Origin of the sequence: Rhizobium sp. AC44/96 (assembly GCF_001692185.1) — a bacterium.
In the GTDB taxonomy this organism is placed as follows: Bacteria; Pseudomonadota; Alphaproteobacteria; order Rhizobiales; family Rhizobiaceae; genus Rhizobium.
This window is the reverse complement of record NZ_LXKO01000001.1, coordinates 706,248-726,035: the sequence shown is the minus strand read 5'-3', so window position 1 is coordinate 726,035 and position 19,788 is coordinate 706,248. Positions and strand designations below refer to the sequence as shown.

Here is a 19,788-nt window from a genome sequence, read left to right as displayed (position 1 = left end):
TCCCTTATGCTTTGCATAAGATCCATAAGCTTCATTAAGGCAGACTTCCAGCGCATTGTCGGGAAAAGGCAATGGAGACTGAAGACATGACAATGGAAACGGCAGCCGACGGGCGGGACGCGAGCCGGCTTGAGATGCTCCTGAAGAGCATCCGCCGGGCACTCAAGATGATTGCGAACAGCATCGAGAAACGCCGCAGCCGTGCTGCGCTCTCCGAGCTCACACGCGACCAGCTGGACGATATCGGCCTCTCCCCTTCGGAGGCCAGGAAGGAAGCTGCGAAGTCTGCCTTCTGGGGATGACGCAGCATTGCGGGATCGCTCAAGCTACACTGGCTAAAGCCGGGTCGACTACTCGGCCCATTCGGGATCCGTGGTAAAGGCGATCGTCAACCAGCGATCGCTGCTCTCGCCACCGATCGCCTCGCCTATCTCGTCACGAATGTGGTCCCACTCCTCCAGGCTCTTGGCGGGCCAGTTCTGCGGCGCGATGAAATAGAGCTCCACCTGTATCGCCCGCCCTACCTTCGCGACGTAGGCACGGTAGGAGAGAAACCCCAACCTCGACACAACGTCGCCTGCGACCTGATCGACATGCGCCTTGAGATCGGCGGGAGCGATCAGCAGCACGTCCGCCAGCGCCTGCCGCATGGTTCCGATCGGCATCGGAATGATGACGAGGCTGACGATCGCCAGCGCCACGGGATCGATATAGGGAGACAGCCATTCGTGCCCGGCCTGATCGGCGGCATAGCCGATCAAAAAGGCCAACAGGAGTGCTGCGGTAATTCCGCCCGACATGATCCATGAGCGAACGTCGAGCGCCACGAAGTCCGACTGCAGCCGGCGGTTCGCGCGCGTTCCGAAGGCCGCCATTGCCACGCAGGCGACAAGTGTGACGACCGCATAGACAATGGCAAAGCCGAATTCCAGATGATGCCCACCGTTCAATATGCTGATGATCGCATTGATCAGTGCATAGATCGCGACCGCAAAAAGCAGCGTGCCCTGCATGCCGAGGACCATCGGTTCGAGATGCCAGAAGCCCATCGTGAAGCGGTTGCCGAGCCGCCTGGATAGCGCGTCGTTCTGGGCTGATTTCGCGATCAGCGAGGAAACGGACAGTGCCAGTACAGTCATTCCGGCATCGGCCAGCGCATAGACGCCATCGAATGTTATCGACGACGATCGCGACAGGATGCCGAAAGCGATCCCGATACCCGCTACCAGCACGGTCGCAATGATGGAGACCCGAAGGACACCCTGCTCGTTCTGCATTTCATTCCCCGATTCCGCAGGATTTCATTTCACCCGGGAAAACCCGCAGCTTCCAGCTTCTGCCACAAACCTTGCCGGAAGGATGCGGTGCGGGCTTGCAGCAGCTGGTCGAGATATCGGCCATTGAGCAACAGCGCGTTTTCCCCGACATGCGCCACGTCGCGTCGCGCCATCGCATTACTGTCCAGCGCCTGATAGCACGCGCCTCTCAACAGGCGTCCCCAGTTATATTCGGGCAGCACGGTCAGGAACCGGTCAAGGCAGGTGATCGCATCCTCGTAGTTGCCGGAGGTATAGTGGGCATCGGCCCGAAACAAGAAGATCGGATGATAGTCGGGGCTGACCTGATCGGCCTGGTCGAACGCCAGATGCGCCTCGCCGATTGCCCCGGAAAAGGTCAGGCCGATGCCAAGCCAAGTGTGAAACTCCGCATCATTGGGATTGAGGTCCACCGCCCTCTTCAGTGCATCGAGACCGGCACGGGCGTTTCCGAGGTAGATTTCGGCAAGGCCAAAGGCGCTCAGCAGGTAAGGTTCGTGATCATCCAGCGCCAAGCCTGCCAGCACGATTTCGTGCGCCTCCCTGAAACCGCGATCAGGATCATCGAGCCAGCCGTTGAAGCAGGAATGGAAATTTATCCAGGCAAGGCTTTCGCGCACGAGCACGTGGTTAGGATCGATCGCCAGAAGGCGTTCGCAGAGCCGTCGGGCGCGGATCATGCCTTTCAACGTCGGCCGCTCGACGTGGTGGAAGACCTGCAGGTAGAGCTTCTCGGTACCGATCCCGCCCTCCGGCTCCATCGCCGAACTGGCCGCCGCGTGTCGCATCAGGATGTGATAGAGATTGCCGCTGATCTTGCGCACGAGCCGGTCCTGGCCGGCAGCAGATTCCAGATTTTCTCCCGTGTATTTGCGGCTCCATATCTGCGTGCCGCTTTGTACGGAGATCAACTGGGCCAGCGCCCATCCCGTCTCGCCCTGCCCCTGAACCGCGGTCTCCAGGACATAGTCGGCGCCGACGCGCTGGCCGATATCCTCGACCGTCTCATGGCGGGCGTCCAGCGCCAGCATCGTCGCGGCGGCAATTACCGAAAGCGGAGAGAACAGGCCGAGTTCGCCGATCAGCTTGCGGGTCAATGTCTCGGCGGTGAGTTTGTCATCGCCACCGTGCGACAGGCTTCTGATGGGAAGGATCGCAATCCGCGGCTTGCCGTTGGCCACCTCCGGCGGCAGCGGCCGTGGCTCGCGAATTCGATCGATCAGCTGCTGTGTTTCCTGGTCCGGCGCGACACCGAGATTGGCATCCAGCAGAGCCTTCAGGCTCTCATAGTGCTTGAGGGCACGGGCGCGTTCACCGCGCGTCTGATGGAAGCGCAGGATCGTCCGATGAGACGGCTCATGATAGGGATCGCGCCGCAGGAGGCATCGTGCGGCAAGACAAGCCTGCTCGACGTCACCGGCCCTCTCCAGCTTGTCCGCGAGGCCTGCCAGGCAATCGACCAGCAAGTTGTGGTGCCGGCTCCGCTCGATCACCAGCCATGCCTCCAGTGTTTCGTCGTGGAACACCAGTCCCTCCAGAAACTCTCCGTCGAATGCATCGAGCGCTGACGGCAGACGTCCGGCGCCGGCGCTTTCGACGAGCGTGTGGATGTCGGTCGCAACAGCATCGCGCCTTGCCCAGCCCGATGCACTGTCGAAAACAAAGGGCGAGACGCCATGGCCATCGACCGCATGGCGGATGGTGAAGAATGCCTGGCGAAGGCTGTTGCGGGCATGTTCCTCCGTGCGTTCGGCCCAGAGCAGGCCTGCAAGCTTCGAGCGCGAAATCGGCTTCCCGTTCGAAAGCGCGAGCATCGCGATCAGCGCCTGATGCTTGCGCGACGCGATCACGATATTCTCGCCCGCGGGGGAGAGAAGCTGGAATTGACCATGCAGGCGCAGCGTGAACCGCATCGCTTCCCCGTGCAATCTCTAATTTAGCATTTACTATAACGCTCATATAACAGCAGGAAAGCGAGCCCTTGTCATAGTGATTTTCAGAGGGTGCGAGGACTGGAGGGATGCGGATGTTCAGGAAGCTGATCTGGCCGGCTGCGGCGTTGTTTTTCACGATGGCCGCGTCGCAATCCTCGGCCTGCGCCGACATCGCTCTGGTGCTTGCCGTCGACGGATCCGGCAGCATCACGGATGAGGAATATGCGTTCCAGAAATCCGCCATTGCCGACGCCTTCCGGGATGATGGCGTGCTCAAGGCATTGAAAGACGCCGGGTCTGTCCGCGTGTCGGCGGTCTTCTGGGGGGATGGGGAGTTCTCGACCCAGAAACTTGACTGGTTCTCGATCACCGACGGCGCCGGTGCAGAGCCATTCGCCCTTGCCATCGAGGCCAACCACCGCACGGTGTTCGGCAATACGGACATCGGCAACGGAATATGGTCGGCGCTCGACCTGTTGTCCGATCCCAGCTTCTGCGCCATCAAGACGATCATCAATGTCTCGGGCGACGGGAAGGAAACCGTCGCGCCGAAACGCAGAAAGACGCCATCGCTTTATGATGCGCGCCAGCGGGCGACAGCGATGGGGACGATCGTCAACGGATTGGTGATTTCCGACGAGGAGCCTGATCTTCGCGGCTATTACGAAAAGCGGGTGATCCTGGGCGATGACGCTTTCGTCATGGAGGTCAGAAGTCTTGCGGATTATGCCGAGGCAATCCGGCGGAAGCTGATGCGGGAGCTGTCGCCATCCACCGAGGTCCAGGTTGCCCAGCACCCGTGATGGACGCCCCTCCCCGTAGCCGGGAAGAGGCCATTTCAAAGATTACTGCTTCACCACGATCGGCGCCTTGTTCGGCACGCGGTCGTAAAGATCGATGATGTCCTGATTCAGCAGGCGCACGCAGCCGGACGATACAGCCTTGCCGATCGACCGCCAGTCGGGATTGCCGTGCAGGCGGTAGAGAGTGTCTTCCCCACCGGAGAAGATGTAGAGCGCGCGGGCGCCGAGCGGGTTTTTCAGGCCCGGTTCCATGCCGCCGTTCTCGATCGAGTATTTGACGAGCTCCGGCTGGCGCGCAACCATCTCGTTCGGTGGCTTCCAGCGCGGCCATCTCTGACGCCACTGGATGACGCCGGAGCCCTGCCAGGCAAAGCCCTCGCGACCGATACCGACACCATAGCGCATGGCCGTGCCGCCGGGCTGGACGAGATAGAGGAAGCGCGAAGGCGTATCGACAACGATGGTGCCGGGTGCCTCGCCGGTCGGATCGATCACCTGCTGGCGATAGAAGCGCGGATCGATCTGCTGATAGGGAACAGCGGGAATCAAGAAGCCGCCGTCCTCGATGGGACCATACATGACGGCCAGTTCGGCGTCGGTGGGTGCCGGTGTCGTCTGGAAGGCGCGAACCGGATTGGGGAAGGAGATCGGCTGGCCGATCGGCCCGCTGCTGCCCGAAGAGGAGGCGCAGCCTGCCAGCGCCGACGCCGCGGTCAGGGCCGAAAGGGACAGGAAGCTGCGACGGGAGATAGTTTTTTCAAAGCTCATAACGCGGGTCTGGTTTCCTTTAGCGCGGGAACGACGAACGCCGTTCCCTGGAGGGTTGTTCAACGCCGGTGACGACAGAATTGAAATTATCCCGTTGTACTGAATAAACCATAACCTCACGAAGACGTGTCCGCTGTTCAACGAACGTTCTCACATCCCCTGTGGCACGGCTACATCACAACGATCTCCGCCTTGGCCGGAACCCGATCGTAAAGGTCTACCACATCCTGGTTGAGCATGCGCACGCAACCCGACGACGTCGATTTTCCGACCGACTGCCAGTCCGGCGTTCCATGGATGCGGTAGAGCGTATCCTGGCCACCCTTGAAAATATAGAGAGCCCGCGCGCCGAGCGGATTTCCGAGGCCGGGGTTCATGCCGCCGTTGGCAGCAGAGAAGGAGCGGATATCGGGCTGACGCTCGACCATTTCATCAGGCGGCGTCCAGCGCGGCCATTTCGCCTTCCACTGAATGACGCCACGTCCCGACCATGCATAGCCCTCGCGGCCGAGGCCGACACCGTAGCGCATTGCCTTGCCGTTGGGCTCGATGAAATAGAGGTGCTTTGTGCGCGTATCGACGACGATCGTACCCGGCTTTTCCTTGGTCGGATAATCGACCTCCTGCCGCAGATATTGCGGGTCGATGCGGCTGATCGGAATAGCCGGCAGGGTGAAATCGGTGTCGCGTACCTGGCCGTAAAGGGCGGCGTTGACGGGGTTGCTCACCGGCAGGCCGTAGGTCCTGCTCGTGTTCGCACCCGGGATGCCATAGGTCTGGTTATAGATCGTTGCCGGGACGCCGGGGCGCTGCGGCACCGGCGCATCGATCGGCTTGACGCGCATGGGATCGACGCCGGGCGGCTGGTAGAAGACCGGCGAGGTCTCCTGCACGAAACGGGCGGGATCGGTGGCGCCGGTATCCGGAATAAGGATGTTGCAGCCGCTCAGGCACAGAGCTGCGACAGCAAGCCCGGCAATGGACGACACCCGGCTGAGACCATTCATAAAACCACCCTCATCGATGACAGCGACACGTATAGCTGGCGCGAGAATGGCAAACGCGGCTGGCGCGAAGCTGGTGGCATCGCTGCCGGCCGGCACGACTACGCAGCGACTCCGTGGAAGAAGCGGATGCTCTGCGCGATCTCCGCCGGCAGCGCCGAGGTGTGGTTGCCTGTCACAGTATCTGTTTCGATCCGCACGCCTGCGCTACGCGCGCGACTGGCCAGCAGCCCCGCGCGGTCGTTGAAATGCGACTCGTCGGTGCCATGGACGACGCGGACCGGGCATTTGAAGCTCTGCGCGTAGCAAAGCGCGGTGCGCACCTCGAACTCGTGGCTGTTTTCGTCGTCGAAGCGAATGTCCTGCGGGTAGCGATTGAAGAAGCGAAAGGCGTCGGGATTGCCGGATATCGGCGCGGCCGCCCGGAACTTCTCGGTGCTCATCGAGGCAAGCATCGTCAGCGTTCCGCCGATGCTGTGGCCCGCAATGAAAAGACGATTGGCATCAACACCGGGAAGATGCGCCAGGCGGTCGGCGGCGGAGAGCACATCGTCCACTTCGTCGTAGAAGCCGGAAAAATTGCCCATCTGCCCGTTTTCGCCGCGCATGGTCGGCATCATCACGACATAGCCGGCATCGACATAGGGATCCATCAGGTTCCAATGCCCGCGCCCCATGGCGTTGCCGCCATGCAGGAAGAGAACGGCCGGCTTCGGCTTGCTCTCGCGCTTGTATTTCGAGACCCAGGCGATCAGTTCGAGTTCGCCGCCATAGCCGGAGCGGTAGAAGATCTTGTCGGCACCGACAGGCGCGTCGAGCGGCTCGTACTTGTCGGGAGCCGGGCCTTTCTGCAGCAGCTTGGTGTGGAAATGCTTGCGGACCTTGGCGTAGTCGCGGGTAATCAGGCGAGGCTCGGCGGGTACATCGAACGCATCGGCCACGCGCGGCAGAACGAGCGCGCCGGCCATGCCTGCGAGCAGCAGGCGGCGTTGGCGAAGAAAGGTGTTGTCTTTGTCTTTTGTCATGTCGCTATTCCGTCTTTCCCCGCGTCCAACGGGAAAATTGCACCCGGCATGCAGCTTCGCCAACACACATTGTGTTGAGGATCGATTGCCTGCGTCATTTTGCGTCAGGGAAAAACCGTCATTCCGTTGTTGCATCGATCATTGCGATGAGAGTTTGGAGGCGATCCGCCTCGGCGGGAGGCTTGTCCTGTCGCAATCGGGAGATTCGCGGGAAGCGCATGGCCACGCCGGACTTGTGCCGATTCGAGCGATTGATGCCGTCGAAGGCCACCTCCACGACGAAACCAAAGTCCTTGTCTGCACGCACGGCGCGGACGGGACCAAAGCGCTCGGTGGTGTTGTTGCGGACGAACTTGTCGAGAATCTCGAGTTCAGCGTCGGTAAAGCCGAAATAGGCCTTGCCGACTGGAACCAGCTGTTCGCCGTCCGGCGTTTCGGTCCAGACCCCGAAGGTGAAATCAGAATAGTAGCTTGAGCGTTTGCCGTGGCCGCGCTGGGCATACATCAGGACGCAGTCGACGTTGTAGGGGTTGCGCTTCCATTTGAACCATGGCCCTTTCAATCGGCCCGCCTGATAGACGCTGTCGCGGCGCTTGATCATCACCCCTTCGATGACGGGATCGGGTGGCGAGGAGCGCAACCGGTCCAGCTCGTCCCACGAGGTGAAGTCCACCAGCGAAGAGAGGTCGAAGCGGTCGTGCGGCGCCACCTCGACGATCTCCGAAAGACGCTCGCGTCGTTCGAGATATGTGCGGCCCCGCACATCCTCGTCGCCGTCGAACAGCAGGTCGTAGGCGCGGATAAAGGCCGGATAGTCTTCGAGCATCCTGCCCGCAACCGTCTTTCGGTTCAGTCGCTGCTGCAGGTCTGAAAATGTTCTCGTCGGACTGTTCGAGCGCGCCGTGCCGCCGACCAGCAACTCGCCATCCATGACGCCGTTGAAGGTGATCGCGTCGACGATATCGGGAAAGGCCGTCGTGATGTCGTCACCGGAGCGGGAGTAGATCTTGCGCGTTTCGCCCGAGCGCGACAGCTGCACGCGAATACCGTCCCACTTCCACTCGGCGGCATAGTCCCCCGGATCGAGATTGGCCAGATCCCCCTCTCCAACAGGATTTGCCAGCATCACGGAGTGAAAGATGGCAGGCGTCGCCAGCACCGGCTTGCCGCCGCGCCCCTCGAGCCAGGCAAAGAGACTTTCGTAGGGAGGCGCCAGACCGTGCCACAGGGTTTCGATCTCCGTCACGTCCCTGCCACCCAGATCCGCCAGCGCCTGTTTTGCCAGGCGCGCCGACACCCCGATGCGCAGCGCACCGGTCGCAAGCTTGATAAAGGCGAAGCGCCCGGAAGGATCGAGGCGATCCAGCAAGTCACGCACGAAGCTGCGAACCTCGGTGCGGCCGAGCGAGTTCATCTGCACGACGACATCGCCGAGGCGCGGCTGACCGAGCGCCGAGCGCTCGATGTCCTTCTCATTGTCCCAGACAAGCGAGATGGTCTCTGCAAGATCGCCGACATAGTCATACGAGTAGCGAAAGAGCACCTCGTCCATCCGTTCCAGCACGAGCTCGCGCAGCATGGCCGGCTTGACGTTGCGCACCTCCAGCGTGCCGGCAATGGCAGCGAGACCGTAGCCGCGATCGGGGTCGGGCGTATTCCTGAAATAATCGGCCAGCAGCTTGAGCTTGCCGTTGCGGCTCGGGGTCAGCACGAGGCGATCGAGGAGATCGGCGAAAGCCTTCATCGGCAACCTCCTTGCCTTCTCGCCGGCAGGGAGAAAGAGGAAAGAGCGTTGCGGGGGCATGACAAGGGCCCCTCCCCAACCCCTCCCCACAAGGGGGAGGAGCTAACTCGTGGGAGCCACTGCGGGAAGGCGAGAACCGTCCGGCTTGTGTTGCTTCTGCTTCGCCCGCCGCCCCTTGGTCCCCTCTCGGGTGTTCCTCGGGCGGCGGCGCGCGCAAGCCCCTCCCCCTTATGGGGAGGGGTTGGGGAGGGGGTTTCAAGGATGAAAGATACCATCAATCGCCCTCGTCCTCGTAGCCGACGAGGTGCAGCGGCTTGGCCTTGATGCCCTGCAACTCGCACCAGCGCACCAGTGCCTCCTCGCGACCGTGCGTGACCCAGACCTCCCCGGGGCGCAATTCCGATATGGTTTCGGTGAGTTCCGGCCAATCGCAATGATCTGAAATGACCAGCGGCAGTTCCACCCCCTGTTGCTTGGCGCGTTGGCGAACCATCATCCAGCCAGAGGCGAAGGCCGGCAGCGGTTCGTTGAAGCGCCTCGCCCAGCGGTCGGAGAAGGCCGACGACGGGCCGACGACGATGGCGCCATTGAACATGGCCTTGTCGCTGGTTTCGATGGTGGCCGGCCGCAATTCGCCAAGATCGATGCCCTGGCTGACATAGTAGTCGCAAAGCTTTTCCATGGCGCCGTGAATGTAGATCGGCTGGTCATAGCCGGTATCGCGCAACAACCGTATCACCCTCTGCGCCTTGCCGAGCGCGTAGGCACCGATCAGATGCGTCCGCTCGGGAAACTGCCGTAGCGAGGCGTAGAGCTTGGCCATCTCCCCGGAGGGGTCCGGATGATGAAACACCGGCAGCCCGAAGGTCGCTTCCGTGATGAAGACATCGCAGGCGACAGGCTCATAGGCCGCGCAGGTCGGGTCTGGGCGGCGCTTGTAATCGCCCGAGACGACGATCCGCGTGCCGTCCTTCTCGATGGCGATCTGCGCGGAGCCAAGCACATGCCCCGCGGGATGGAAGCTCACGGTGACGCCATTCACCGTCATCATCTCGCCAAGGGCAGCCGCCTGCTCGCGTCCACAGAATCCATCGCCGTAGCGGATGCGCATGATATCGAGCGTCTGGCGGGTGGCGAGCACATTGGCATGGCCCGATCGTGCATGGTCCGAATGGCCGTGCGTGATCAACGCCCGCTCAACCGGACGTACGGGATCGACATAGAATTGTCCGGCGGGGCAATAAAGCCCCTCGGGTGCGGGGTAGAGCAACGCATCAGGTCTCATCAGGCGTTAAGATAGCGGCAAACGCCGGAACGGCCAGCGCAATTCCTGCCGATGCCAGACGCCACCGGCTGCAGTGTTCCGACCGGGAGATCGCCGCTCACGCCTTGATTTAAAAGTCGTTGCTTCACGCCGCCGCAATGACCCGAAATGATACAGATGTCGCGGCACGCTTCCTGCATGGCAGGCGCATGAACCAGCCTCTTTCGACACCGTCCCGCCGCGAACTCCTCCGTCTTGCTGCCCTTGCGGCCGCGGCGCTGTCGGCGCCTGCCGCCTTCGCGGCAGCCCAACAGGCTGACCTGCGCGGGTCGATTGATGCTATCCGCTACAAGACCCTGCCCGCCAGCGGCGACCGCAAGAGCACCAGCCTGCAAAAGATGATCGATGAGGCGTCGCAGTCGAACGTGCCGGTGTTCCTGCCACCCGGCACCTACAAGGTCTCCAACCTGACACTGCCGGACAACACCCGCATCACTGGTGTCCCCGGAGCATCGCGGATCGTCTACACCGGCGACGGGCACCTGTTTTCGGCCGAGAACGTCAAGCGCATCGAACTCTCCAATATCGTGATCGATGGCCAGAACCGCTGGCTTGGCGACTATGCCGGCGCGCTCGTGCAATTCTCCGGCATCGACGAGGTTTTCATCGACAATTGCGAGATCATCGGCAGCCGCAAGCACGCGCTGCAGCTCGAGCGCTGCGGCGGACGGATCGAGCGCAGCAGGATATCGGGCGCGGGGCAATCCGGGATCTATGCGGTGGAGTCCGCCGGGCTTTCCGTCACCGGCAATGAAGTCTTCGACTGCGGCAACGGCGGCATCCTCATTCACCGCTGGAAGAAGGCGGATGACGACAGCATCATCAGCAACAACCGCGTCTATCGGATCCGGGCCAACGACGGCGGAACAGGGCAGAACGGCAACGGCATCAACATCTTCCGCGCCGACAACGTTGCGGTCACGAACAACCACGTCTCCGACTGCGCGTTCAGCGCCATCCGTGCGAACTCCGCCTCCAATATCCAGATCAATGGCAACCAGTGCCTGCGCTCCGGCGAAACGGCGCTCTACGTCGAGTTCGAATTCCAGGGCGCCGTCGTCTCGGGCAACATGATCGACGGTGCCGCCAACGGCATCTCGATCGCCAACTTCGACAAGGGCGGCAGGCTCGCGAGCGTGACCGGCAACGTGGTGCGCAACCTCACCCTGAAGGGACCCTACGAACACGAGCTCGGCTTCGGTGTCGGGATTGCGGCGGAGGCCGACACGCTCATTTCGGGGAATGTCATCGAGAATGCGCCGCGCTGGGGCATGCAGCTCGGCTGGGGGCCTTACCTGCGCAATCTCGTCGTCAACGGCAACATCATCCGCAAGGCCGGGGTCGGCTGCGTGGTGTCGGTCGCAGACGGTGCGGGAACTGCCGTCATTACCGACAACGTGTTTCAGGAAACGGCTGGCGGCGCAGTCGTCGGCTTTGCCTGGGACAAGAAGATGTCCGACGAACTGGCGGCGAACGGACAGAACCCCTACCCGCAGCTCACCGTCGAGCGCAATCGGATCTCGTGACCACGCATGCCTCATCAACGCGCCTCGCGTTGGCGGATGTATCAAAACCTTTCATTGATCAATCAGGGCAGGACACTTCCGCTGCGGCTATGTGGGTTCTAGTTTCCCTGCATATCAAGCAAGGGGATCTCTGACATGCTTACGATCTACGGCGTTTATCGTTCGCGCGCCTCGCGCGTCTACTGGATGGCAAAAGAGCTTGGACTGGAGTTCACGTCGGTGCCGGTGCTGCAGGCAAGGCGGATCGATAATCCGCTGGCCGCGGATGCACCGATCAACACGCTGTCGCCCGAATTCGTGGCGATCAATCCGATGTCGATGATCCCGAGCATAAAGGATGGCGACCTCGTGATGCACGAGTCATTGGCCATCACTCTCTACCTCGCGCGCAAGCATGGCGGTGAGTTTGCTGGCAAAACCGTCGAGGAAGACGGTTTGCTGACGATGTGGACGCTGTGGGCGGCGACGGAGGTCGAGCCGCAAACGATCAAGATCGTGACGACCTACGACAACGAGAAGGAAAGCACCGACGAGGGCAAGGCGACGATCGCTGTCTCGACCCGTTCGTTGAAGCGGCAGTTCGCGGTGCTGGAAAAGCACCTCGCGACCACGGACTACCTCGTCGGCAACCGCTTTACCGCTGCCGATCTGAACCTTGCCGAGGTGCTGCGCTATGCGCAAACCGAGCAGGCACTGTTTGCGGCCCATCCGAAGGTCGATGCCTGGATCAAGCGCTGCCAGGCCCGCCCGGCCTATATCGCCATGCAGGCGACGCGCTCGCAGGAGCCGATCTGATCAGGGAAAGAGCTTCAAGGTGCTGGTCATCTCCTCGCGGATCCAGGCCTTGAAGTCCCGCACCTTCTTGGGTTCGCGCGCGCCTTCGGCCGTGATGAAATAATGGCCGAAGCCGGTCTTGGCACGGATCGCGAAAGGCGCGACCAGCTGCCCCTGTTCAAGCGCATAGCCGGCAAGCGTCTGCCACGCCAGCATGACGCCCTGCCCGGCGATCGCCGCATCCAGGCATAGCGACGCATCATTAAAGACGTGGCGCGTTTCGAGCGTTGCGCCGGGCAACCCCGCTTCGCGCATCCAGACCTCCCAGCCAAACATCGCGTGTCCGTCGATGATAGCTGGCAAGGCCAGGAGATCGGCCGGCTGGCTCAGCCTTGCGGCCATCGCCGGCGAGCAGACCGGAAAGACCTCCTGCGCCAGTAGCAGATCGGCATTCACGCCCGGCCAATGACCTTCTCCCACACGGATGCCGATATCGACGTCGCAAAGTGCGGGATCGACAAGCCGGGTGGTCGCGTCCATGCGCAAGTTGACGTCGGGATGGCGTTCTGCGAAGCGGTCGAGCCTGTAGACCAACCAGCGCGCCGCAAAAACCGGCGCCACCGAGATCGTCAGGATGCTGTCGTCCCTGCGCTGTACCGAGGCGACGGCCTGTGACAGGCGTTGAAAGCCCTCCGTCAGGATTGCGAGCAGCCGTGCGCCGGTCTCGGTCGCCACCATCCCCTTCGGCGTGCGCTCGAAGATGACCTGCTGAAGCTGAGCTTCCGCCTTGATCACCTGCTGGCTGACGGCACCGATCGACACGCCCAACTCGTCGCCGGCGGCCTGCAACGACCCTAGCCGCCCAACCGCCTCGAGCGCGCGCAATCCATTCAGGTGAACGGAATTCAGATTCCTCATATAGTTTTTCTAAAGCGATCTCTGATTAATCTCAATTGAATTCCGCATCTGCGCCGATGATAGTCCCTACCTATACGCCAACCGTGCATGCCCACAGCACCAGCGAGGGTGAGGCAGATGATAGATCTGTTGAAGTTTTTCTTAAGTTCTGAAACCGTTGAGACACCTTACGTCGCCAACCCGGCGAAGGATCCGCTTACGCATCCCGATGTCGCCCGCATGTCCCTGACGGAACTCGCCGACCTACCATTCTCGCCGCAACCGCGCGCCCGCCAGTTTGAGCCGCGACTGAGCGATAGATGCGCTTGATGGGCAGGATCTGCTAGTATCACCCGACACGGAGATCGGGTGGAACATGCAGGACAGTGTCGATGCCATCGTCAGCCGACTGTTGCGACTTGTTGCGGAAGCCGGCCTGCCGGGCATCGAGGAAAGCAGATCCTATGGCAATCCAGCGCTCAAGGTCGGAGGAAAGTCGTTCGTAGCCGTGAAGAACGGCGACACAATCGTCCTGTCGGTTCCCATCGACGACAAGGAGTGGCTGATCGAGATGGCACCGGAGATCTACTATCAGACGCCGCATTACATTGGGTGGCCGCACCTGCCGGTCCGCATCGCCGCGATCGGGGACGCGGAACTGAAGGAAAGGCTGATCAACGCCTGGCTTTTTCGTGCACCGAAGAAGCTCGCATCCGCCTTCCGTTCCCAGCTCCGGGATTAGGCACGCTCACGCGCCAATGCTCGCTGGACCGCCGGACGATGGATCATGCGGGCATGGTGGTCCGATATGTTCGCGAATTGCGCCGGATCGACGCCGTCACCACGCAGCCATCCGGTCATCACGTACAGATAGCCATCAGCGACGGAATAGTGATCGCCCATCACCCATGGTCCCGCCAGCATCTTTTCCTCGATCAGCGCAAAACTGTCGGCCATCGTTTCAGAGACCTTGGCCTTCATCGCTTCGATCGCCACCGGCTCGTCCGCCCAGCGACTGGCGCGGCGGCCATGCGCGTGGTTCACATGCACGGTTGAGCAGAGGTAGTTGTTGAAGGACTGCAGGCGGGCAAATTCGAAAGGATCGTAGAGTGGAGCAAGCTTTGCCTCCGGCGCAAGGGCGGCGATGTAGGCCAGGATCGCGGGTGTCTCGGTGATGATACCGCGCTCGGTTACCAGCGCGGGCACGCGCCCCTTGGGATTGATCGCCAGATACTCGGGAGAACGCTGCTCGGCCTCGCCGAAATTGACTCGCTTCGCCTCGAAGCGAAGGCCGGATTCCTCGAGGGCAATCAGGCTTGCCAGCGAACAACTACCCGGTGAGAAATACAATGTCAGCATGATCGAATCCCCCTTTTTCGGGAAGCATATAACGCTGACGACCGAATGCAAAAGTGGGAAGCGAGGCCGGAAAACCGGCCTCGACAATCACGCCGCCTCGGCGCAGCCCGGTACATCCTCCAGACGGTACCAGACCGGAATGCCGCGTTCCCGCGCGATGCGAACATCGTTGTCGGCCCCCTTGGAGTCGCCCTCCAGACGCAGCACGCCCTCGCAAAGCTGAAGCAGACGCCCCGCCACGGGATGAAAGATCTGCTCGTAGAGTTCGTCGCCAACCGTCTTGCCTCCGGCAGCATGCCAGATCGGCAAGGCCATCCACTCGCCGATCATCGGCACATGACCTGCGTTAAACAGCGCGTGCGACGGCGCCTCCAGGCGCTTCAGATTGGCCGCCATCTTGGCCGGATCGTCGCCGGTTCCCGAACGGTAAGGGCCTGCAATCAAAATCAACATCGTTCATCTCCTTCAGTCCCGGCTTCATGCACGGGATTGCGCGAAAATGCATGAAATTTCTTGATTGTCGAATCTTTTCGTGCAAACTCGTGATCATTCATTCAACTTCGTGAGCCCGATGCTGACCTCGCAACGCAAATCCCTGATCCTCGACATTCTGCGCCGTGACGGCCAGGTCATTGCCAAGCAAGTCGCCGAGAGCCTTTCGCTGTCGGAAGACACCATCCGGCGGGACCTGCGGGAAATGGCGGCAGACGGCCTGCTGAAGCGGGTTCACGGCGGCGCAACGCCGATCTCGCCAGAGCTGCCGGATTTTTCGACGCGCAAGGACGTATCGCTGGAGGGCAAGCAGCGGCTTGGCGCCAAGGCGGCGGGCTTGATCAAGCCGGGCCAGATGATCTTTCTCGACGGCGGCACGACAACGGCGGAGGTGGTGCGGCACCTGCCGCGCAGCTTCGCCTTTACCATCGTCACGCACAGCCCGACGATTGCGACGGAACTGGAGCACCATCCGACCGCCGAAGTGGTCCTGATCGGCGGTCGGCTCTACAAGCATTCCATGGTGGCAACGGGAGCTGTGGCGATGGCTGCGATCTCGCAGCTTCGCCCTGACATCTTCTTCCTCGGCGTGACAGCCGCCCACCCGGTACACGGGCTTACGACCGGCGATTTCGAGGAGGCGGCGATCAAGCGGCATATCTCAGGCTGCGCCGCCGATACCTATGTGCTGCTCACGGAAGACAAGCTCGATCGCGTTTCAGCCTGCCAGATCCTGCCTGTCTCTGATGTGTCCGGCCTGATCGTTCCGTCCGAAGTGACGGAGGCGCAGCTGGCGCCCTATCGCGACCTCAATGCCGCGATCCTCGAAGCATGAAGGGTGCTGCAAGACGCGCCTTCAGCTCCTCAAGATTCTGCGGCAACAGGCTCGCGGCGAGGCCAAGCACGAACACGCCAAGGGCAAGGAATGCCAGCGCTTCACTTTCACGGCCGAGCGTAAGCACATCGCGGAGATGCGGCTGGAAAGCGGCGATCGCTGCCGCCAGCGCAGGATCATCCAGCAGGCGCCCTGGAATTCTGGCAAAGGCCGGTGCCTGGGAGAAGGCATACAGTGCGCCGTAGCCGGCAGACAAACCTATCGCCACCCGCAGCGGGCGCCATGACCCGAGCGGACGCGCGCCGCTCTCCTCGAAGGCAAGGCTGAGATAAAGGCAGAAGGTCACGAGGAAAAGGAAGGCAACGGGGAGCCCCTCGAGCACGGCCTCGACCTTCAGCTGACCCGTCCAGCCGTTGGCAAGCAACAGCGGGAACGGCGCCGACGCGACGAACCAGATGGCCACGATCGGCACCCAGATCCAGCGGAGGGAAATGTAGTGGATGCGGGCGAAGGTGACGACGAGAATGATGCCGCCCGCGAGATAGACGCCTGATGGTTTCATCGAGCCGGACATGGTGAGGATGATCGGCCCGCAGGAGCCGGCGACACGCGCGCAACCCGATGACGCGACCGTCGCCCACGTCACGTAGTCGAAACACATCGTAAAGAACAGGAATACCGCGATTGCGATCAGCATCCACCAAAGATAGCGGCCTGCAAACATATCCTGCCCTCATGGCGTTCGATGTACATAGCCAAGAGTAGCTTAAACCTACGAAACCGCATCCGTTCTCGCGGGCTGTAGTTTCGCATACATTAGTTATTTCTGCTTTGCGCCGGCCGGGTGTTCCGTTCCGGAACGCTTTACACTGTCAGCGCATCCACCGCGCGAATGTCGCCCACGTGGATGCCGTTCCAATTGTGCATACTCACCGTCGCCATGGCCACAAGGGCGGCCCGGACGGGTTCATCCTTCACGAAGAATCGGCTGAGTGTGGCCGCGACCATCGCTTCGGCGGCGCGAGAATGTCCATCATCGCACTTGAGCGCGATCGCAATCCCCTGCTCCGGCACCGCTGCGCAGAACACCCCTTCGGCGCCGGTCTTGGCAAAGATGCGGCCCGGCGCGATCTGCATCAGCGCCGTGCAGGCCCGGCCGGTCCCCGCCACGTAGAAGGGCTCGGCCATGCAGGCGTCCAGCAGGCGCCGCGAGGCCTTGGCGCGGAGTGGTTCGAGGCCTACCCCGGTTGTCATGCGCGCGAAGCCGTGCGCGAGGCCACGCAACGGCACGGCATAGGTCGGGATCGAGCAGCCGTCGGTGCCGCAATTGTCGTGCCCAAGCACGGCGCCCGTCAGGCTTTGCATCGTTGCGCGTATCTCCTGCTGCAGCGGATGATCGTAGCCGACGTAACCCTTGGGATCGATGTCCTGATGGCAGCAGGCACAGACGAAGCCGGCATGCTTGCCCGAGCAGTTGTTATGAAGTGCCGTCGGCTTCTCCATGGTGCGCGCCTGATGGATGAGCACCCGCTGGCTCGAGGACCAATGCGCGCCGCACTCCAGCGTCTCCACGCTGCGCCCGGCTTTTGCCAGCATCGAAGCCGCGAGCGCGACATGCTCGTCCTCGCCGTTATGGGAGGAGCAGGCAAGCGCCAGCTCCTTGTTACCGAAGCCATAGGCGTCCGCCGCACCACTTTCGACCAGCGGCAGCGCCTGCATGGCCTTGCAGGCGGAACGCGGAAAGACGCCCGCGTCGATATCGCCAACGGAAAAGACCACCTTTCCATCACCATCGACGGCAACGATCGCCCCGCGATGCCGGCTCTCCACGAGAGCGCCACGGGTAACTTCGACGGTAACGGGATTGGTCATGGGAAGAATCCGGATTGATTGGACGGTGCTCAGGCATAGCCAATCGCATCGACAATGCAAACGGCATTTCGACAATCGCTGCGACGAGCCGCCGACACGGGCTGGCGCGACCATTCATCACAGCATTTGACGTGCTCTATCAAAAACTCTGGTTGGGCAAGCTGGCCGCATCAGTCTAAAGCTTGGGCATCGGGAACCACGCCATGCCATCCGCCTTTTCTTCCATCGTCCGCGACGTTCGTATTCGCATTCCCACGCTGACGCTCATTGCGCTGGCCTTCACCTATGCCTCCACGATGCCGTATCAGTCGATCATCGGCATCAACGAACTCGGCATGTCGGACAGCTCCTATTCCGGCTTGATCTTTCTTGCGGCGCTGGTCAACGTCGCCACCAGCCTGACGCTCGGCATCTGGTCGGACAAGCTGAGCGATCGCCGGCCGCTGGTTCTGGCGCTTTCCGTCAGCGGCATGCTCGGCTTCGGAATGATCTACGAGTTTCGCACGACAGCGGTGTTCATGATCGCCATGCTGGTGTTCATCCCGATCAGCAACTCGACATATTCGATCCTGTTCGCCAGCATCCGCGCAACGACGAACACGATGGACCGTGGAAGAGCCGCCGCTATCACCTCGACCGTACGGGCCTTGTTTTCAGGCTCCTGGGCGCTGGCGCCGGGGCTGATCGGCCTTTACCTGATGCACTCGCAGTCGATGATGCCGGCCTATGGCATTGCCGGCATAGCAAGCGTTACCTGCTTCTGCCTGTACCTGTTTCTTGCCAAGCCGGTTCCAAAGCGCGAGGGGCCCGCGACGCAGCATATCGGCTTCTTCTCGTCGCTCGGCAGGGTCTTTTCGCCCCATGTCGCGGTGCGGGTCGGCATGATGGCATTGCTGTTGGGGCTTCAGCGCGTGAACAGCGTGATATCGCCGCTCGTCATCACCCATGCAGCAGGCGGAACGGTGGTCGATGTCGGCTTCATGGCCGGGCTCGTCGCCTTTCTGGAAATGCCGTTCATGATGATGTGGGGCGCATTGCAACGGCGGTTTCGCAGCGTTCACGTGCTTGCCGTGGGAGCGGCGATCTATTGCCTCTATTTGACGCTGCTCGGCTTTGTCTGGGCGCCATGGCAGATCTATTCGCTCGTGCTCATCAATGCCTGCGGCGCGGCGGCGATCCTCAGCGTTCCGATCACCTACATGCAGGATCTGATCGCCGATCGCCCTGGCCTCGGCAGTTCACTGATTTCGGTCAACACCTTCATCGCCAATGGTGTGAGCGCATCCATTTTCGCGGCAGGCACCGCGTTCACCGATTATTCCGGCACGGCGCTGGTTTCGGCGGGGGTCGGCATCGTCTCGGTCTGCCTGCTGCTCTTCATCGAGCGCGACCGGCAGCCGGCCGGGCAGCCCGCCTAGAGCGGGTTGATCCGATAGGCGCAGCGGCGGGCGCCATGCAAGATATGCTCCTCGCGCTCCACCTTCGCGTCGAGAACTGTGCGAAACACATCGAGTTCCGAGCGGCAAAAGCCGGCGCAGGCGGTCGCTGCGGCACAGATCGGGCAATGGTTTTCCACGAGCAGCAGCGATCCGTCGGCGTCCTCCCAGCTATCGGCCATGTAGCCTTCACCCGTACGAACCGCCGCAAGCTGCTGCACGCGGCTCAGGAGATCCGGAGCGCGGATCTCTTCGCGGTAACGGGCCAGCGTTTCCGTCTCGCGCGCGGCAATGATCGTATCCAGAGCCGGCCGGCCCAACTCAGCGACCAGTGTCGTCAGGATGCTGCTGGTGAGTTCGGCGTGGCCATCCGGGAAGGTGTTGTTTCCGGCAGCGGTCAGATGCCAGAGCTGCGGCGGTCGTCCTCGGCCGGGCAAGGTCTCGCTGATGGCTTCCACCAGCCCCTCTTCCGCCATGCGGGTGAGCTGCTGGCGCGCGGCCTCCGACGAAATGCCCAGTGCCGCTCCAATGGCGGAGGCAAGCTGTGGCCCTTCCGTCTTGATCAGCAACAGGATTCTGCTGGCAGGCGACTGGCGCATTTATTTTTCCAAGTTTCCACTTGCTTTAATAGCATGCTCGTGCAATTTTTCCAAGCAATAACTTGTAAAAAGAAAATTCC

Annotated in this window: 20 protein-coding genes; 7 read left to right on the top strand and 13 right to left on the bottom strand. The window is 61.7% G+C overall.

Going from position 1 to position 19,788, the window contains the following annotated elements; translation table 11 throughout:
- Positions 1 to 86: 86 nt before the first annotated feature.
- Positions 87 to 302 carry a DUF1127 domain-containing protein gene (locus A6U87_RS03515; RefSeq protein ID WP_244499414.1) on the top strand — a complete coding sequence of 72 codons (216 nt, stop codon included), beginning with the start codon at positions 87 to 89 and terminating at the stop codon, positions 300 to 302.
- Positions 303 to 350: 48 nt separating this feature from the next.
- Here the strand turns inward: A6U87_RS03515 and A6U87_RS03510 are convergent, their stop codons facing one another.
- Entirely contained in the window at positions 351 to 1,277 is a 927-nt protein-coding gene (locus A6U87_RS03510) for a cation diffusion facilitator family transporter (protein WP_065689815.1), read from the bottom strand.
- 29 nt (positions 1,278 to 1,306) lie between these two features.
- The gene (locus tag A6U87_RS03505) at positions 1,307 to 3,229 is read right to left on the bottom strand and encodes a BTAD domain-containing putative transcriptional regulator (protein ID WP_065689814.1); all 1,923 of its coding nucleotides are present in this window, start codon (positions 3,227 to 3,229) and stop codon (positions 1,307 to 1,309) included.
- A gap of 113 nt (positions 3,230 to 3,342) precedes the next feature.
- Between A6U87_RS03505 and A6U87_RS03500 the strand changes: the two genes are divergently transcribed.
- The gene (locus tag A6U87_RS03500; protein ID WP_065689813.1) at positions 3,343 to 4,053 is read left to right on the top strand and encodes a DUF1194 domain-containing protein; all 711 of its coding nucleotides are present in this window, start codon (positions 3,343 to 3,345) and stop codon (positions 4,051 to 4,053) included.
- Between the two features lie 42 nt (positions 4,054 to 4,095).
- Here A6U87_RS03500 and A6U87_RS03495 read toward each other — a convergent pair whose 3' ends face one another.
- From A6U87_RS03495 to A6U87_RS03475, 5 genes are all read right to left on the bottom strand, one after another.
- A complete protein-coding gene (locus A6U87_RS03495) occupies positions 4,096 to 4,821 on the bottom strand; it encodes a L,D-transpeptidase (RefSeq protein WP_065689812.1) in 726 nt (241 codons plus the stop codon).
- 170 nt (positions 4,822 to 4,991) lie between these two features.
- Positions 4,992 to 5,828 (bottom strand): L,D-transpeptidase, encoded by an 837-nt coding sequence (locus tag A6U87_RS03490; RefSeq protein ID WP_065690252.1) that lies wholly within the window; start codon positions 5,826 to 5,828, stop codon positions 4,992 to 4,994.
- Between the two features lie 98 nt (positions 5,829 to 5,926).
- Complete coding sequence (locus A6U87_RS03485) at positions 5,927 to 6,850, bottom strand: S9 family peptidase (RefSeq protein ID WP_065689811.1); 924 nt, start codon at positions 6,848 to 6,850, stop codon at positions 5,927 to 5,929.
- Between the two features lie 118 nt (positions 6,851 to 6,968).
- Positions 6,969 to 8,594 (bottom strand): cisplatin damage response ATP-dependent DNA ligase, encoded by a 1,626-nt coding sequence (locus A6U87_RS03480; RefSeq protein WP_065689810.1) that lies wholly within the window; start codon positions 8,592 to 8,594, stop codon positions 6,969 to 6,971.
- Between the two features lie 274 nt (positions 8,595 to 8,868).
- Positions 8,869 to 9,879 (bottom strand): ligase-associated DNA damage response exonuclease, encoded by a 1,011-nt coding sequence (locus A6U87_RS03475; RefSeq protein WP_065689809.1) that lies wholly within the window; start codon positions 9,877 to 9,879, stop codon positions 8,869 to 8,871.
- A gap of 188 nt (positions 9,880 to 10,067) precedes the next feature.
- On the opposite strand from A6U87_RS03475, the gene A6U87_RS03470 reads away from it, so the two are divergent.
- Both A6U87_RS03470 and A6U87_RS03465 read left to right on the top strand, forming a co-directional pair.
- On the top strand, positions 10,068 to 11,444 hold the full coding sequence (locus A6U87_RS03470) for a TIGR03808 family TAT-translocated repetitive protein (RefSeq protein ID WP_065690251.1): 1,377 nt from the start codon (positions 10,068 to 10,070) through the stop codon (positions 11,442 to 11,444).
- Between the two features lie 135 nt (positions 11,445 to 11,579).
- A complete protein-coding gene (locus A6U87_RS03465; RefSeq protein ID WP_065689808.1) occupies positions 11,580 to 12,239 on the top strand; it encodes a glutathione S-transferase family protein in 660 nt (219 codons plus the stop codon).
- Here the strand turns inward: A6U87_RS03465 and A6U87_RS03460 are convergent, their stop codons facing one another.
- Positions 12,240 to 13,136, bottom strand: a complete 897-nt coding sequence (locus A6U87_RS03460; RefSeq protein WP_065689807.1) for a LysR substrate-binding domain-containing protein — start codon at positions 13,134 to 13,136, stop codon at positions 12,240 to 12,242.
- A gap of 355 nt (positions 13,137 to 13,491) precedes the next feature.
- On the opposite strand from A6U87_RS03460, the gene A6U87_RS03455 reads away from it, so the two are divergent.
- Positions 13,492 to 13,857 carry an MmcQ/YjbR family DNA-binding protein gene (locus tag A6U87_RS03455; protein WP_065689806.1) on the top strand — a complete coding sequence of 122 codons (366 nt, stop codon included), beginning with the start codon at positions 13,492 to 13,494 and terminating at the stop codon, positions 13,855 to 13,857.
- Here A6U87_RS03455 and A6U87_RS03450 read toward each other — a convergent pair.
- Both A6U87_RS03450 and A6U87_RS03445 read right to left on the bottom strand, forming a co-directional pair.
- Positions 13,854 to 14,474, bottom strand: coding sequence for a glutathione S-transferase family protein (locus A6U87_RS03450; RefSeq protein WP_065689805.1), 621 nt, complete (start codon positions 14,472 to 14,474; stop codon positions 13,854 to 13,856). The genes A6U87_RS03455 and A6U87_RS03450 overlap by 4 nt on opposite strands.
- 87 nt (positions 14,475 to 14,561) lie before the next feature.
- A complete protein-coding gene (locus A6U87_RS03445; protein WP_065689804.1) occupies positions 14,562 to 14,927 on the bottom strand; it encodes a DUF4406 domain-containing protein in 366 nt (121 codons plus the stop codon).
- 118 nt (positions 14,928 to 15,045) lie between these two features.
- Here A6U87_RS03445 and A6U87_RS03440 point away from each other — a divergent pair, with 118 nt between their 5' ends.
- Positions 15,046 to 15,801 (top strand): DeoR/GlpR family DNA-binding transcription regulator, encoded by a 756-nt coding sequence (locus A6U87_RS03440; RefSeq protein WP_065690250.1) that lies wholly within the window; start codon positions 15,046 to 15,048, stop codon positions 15,799 to 15,801.
- Here the strand turns inward: A6U87_RS03440 and A6U87_RS03435 are convergent.
- Together A6U87_RS03435 and A6U87_RS03430 are read right to left on the bottom strand one after the other, a co-directional pair.
- Entirely contained in the window at positions 15,776 to 16,525 is a 750-nt protein-coding gene (locus A6U87_RS03435) for a hypothetical protein (protein ID WP_065689803.1), read from the bottom strand. The two genes, A6U87_RS03440 and A6U87_RS03435, sit on opposite strands and share 26 nt — an antisense overlap.
- Before the next feature lie 140 nt (positions 16,526 to 16,665).
- The gene (locus tag A6U87_RS03430; protein WP_065689802.1) at positions 16,666 to 17,673 is read right to left on the bottom strand and encodes an asparaginase; all 1,008 of its coding nucleotides are present in this window, start codon (positions 17,671 to 17,673) and stop codon (positions 16,666 to 16,668) included.
- A gap of 203 nt (positions 17,674 to 17,876) precedes the next feature.
- Here A6U87_RS03430 and A6U87_RS03425 point away from each other — a divergent pair, with 203 nt between their 5' ends.
- Positions 17,877 to 19,091, top strand: a complete 1,215-nt coding sequence (locus tag A6U87_RS03425) for an MFS transporter (RefSeq protein ID WP_065689801.1) — start codon at positions 17,877 to 17,879, stop codon at positions 19,089 to 19,091.
- Here A6U87_RS03425 and A6U87_RS03420 read toward each other — a convergent pair.
- Positions 19,088 to 19,708, bottom strand: a complete 621-nt coding sequence (locus tag A6U87_RS03420) for a metalloregulator ArsR/SmtB family transcription factor (protein WP_065689800.1) — start codon at positions 19,706 to 19,708, stop codon at positions 19,088 to 19,090. The genes A6U87_RS03425 and A6U87_RS03420 overlap by 4 nt on opposite strands.
- Positions 19,709 to 19,788 lie beyond the last annotated feature (80 nt).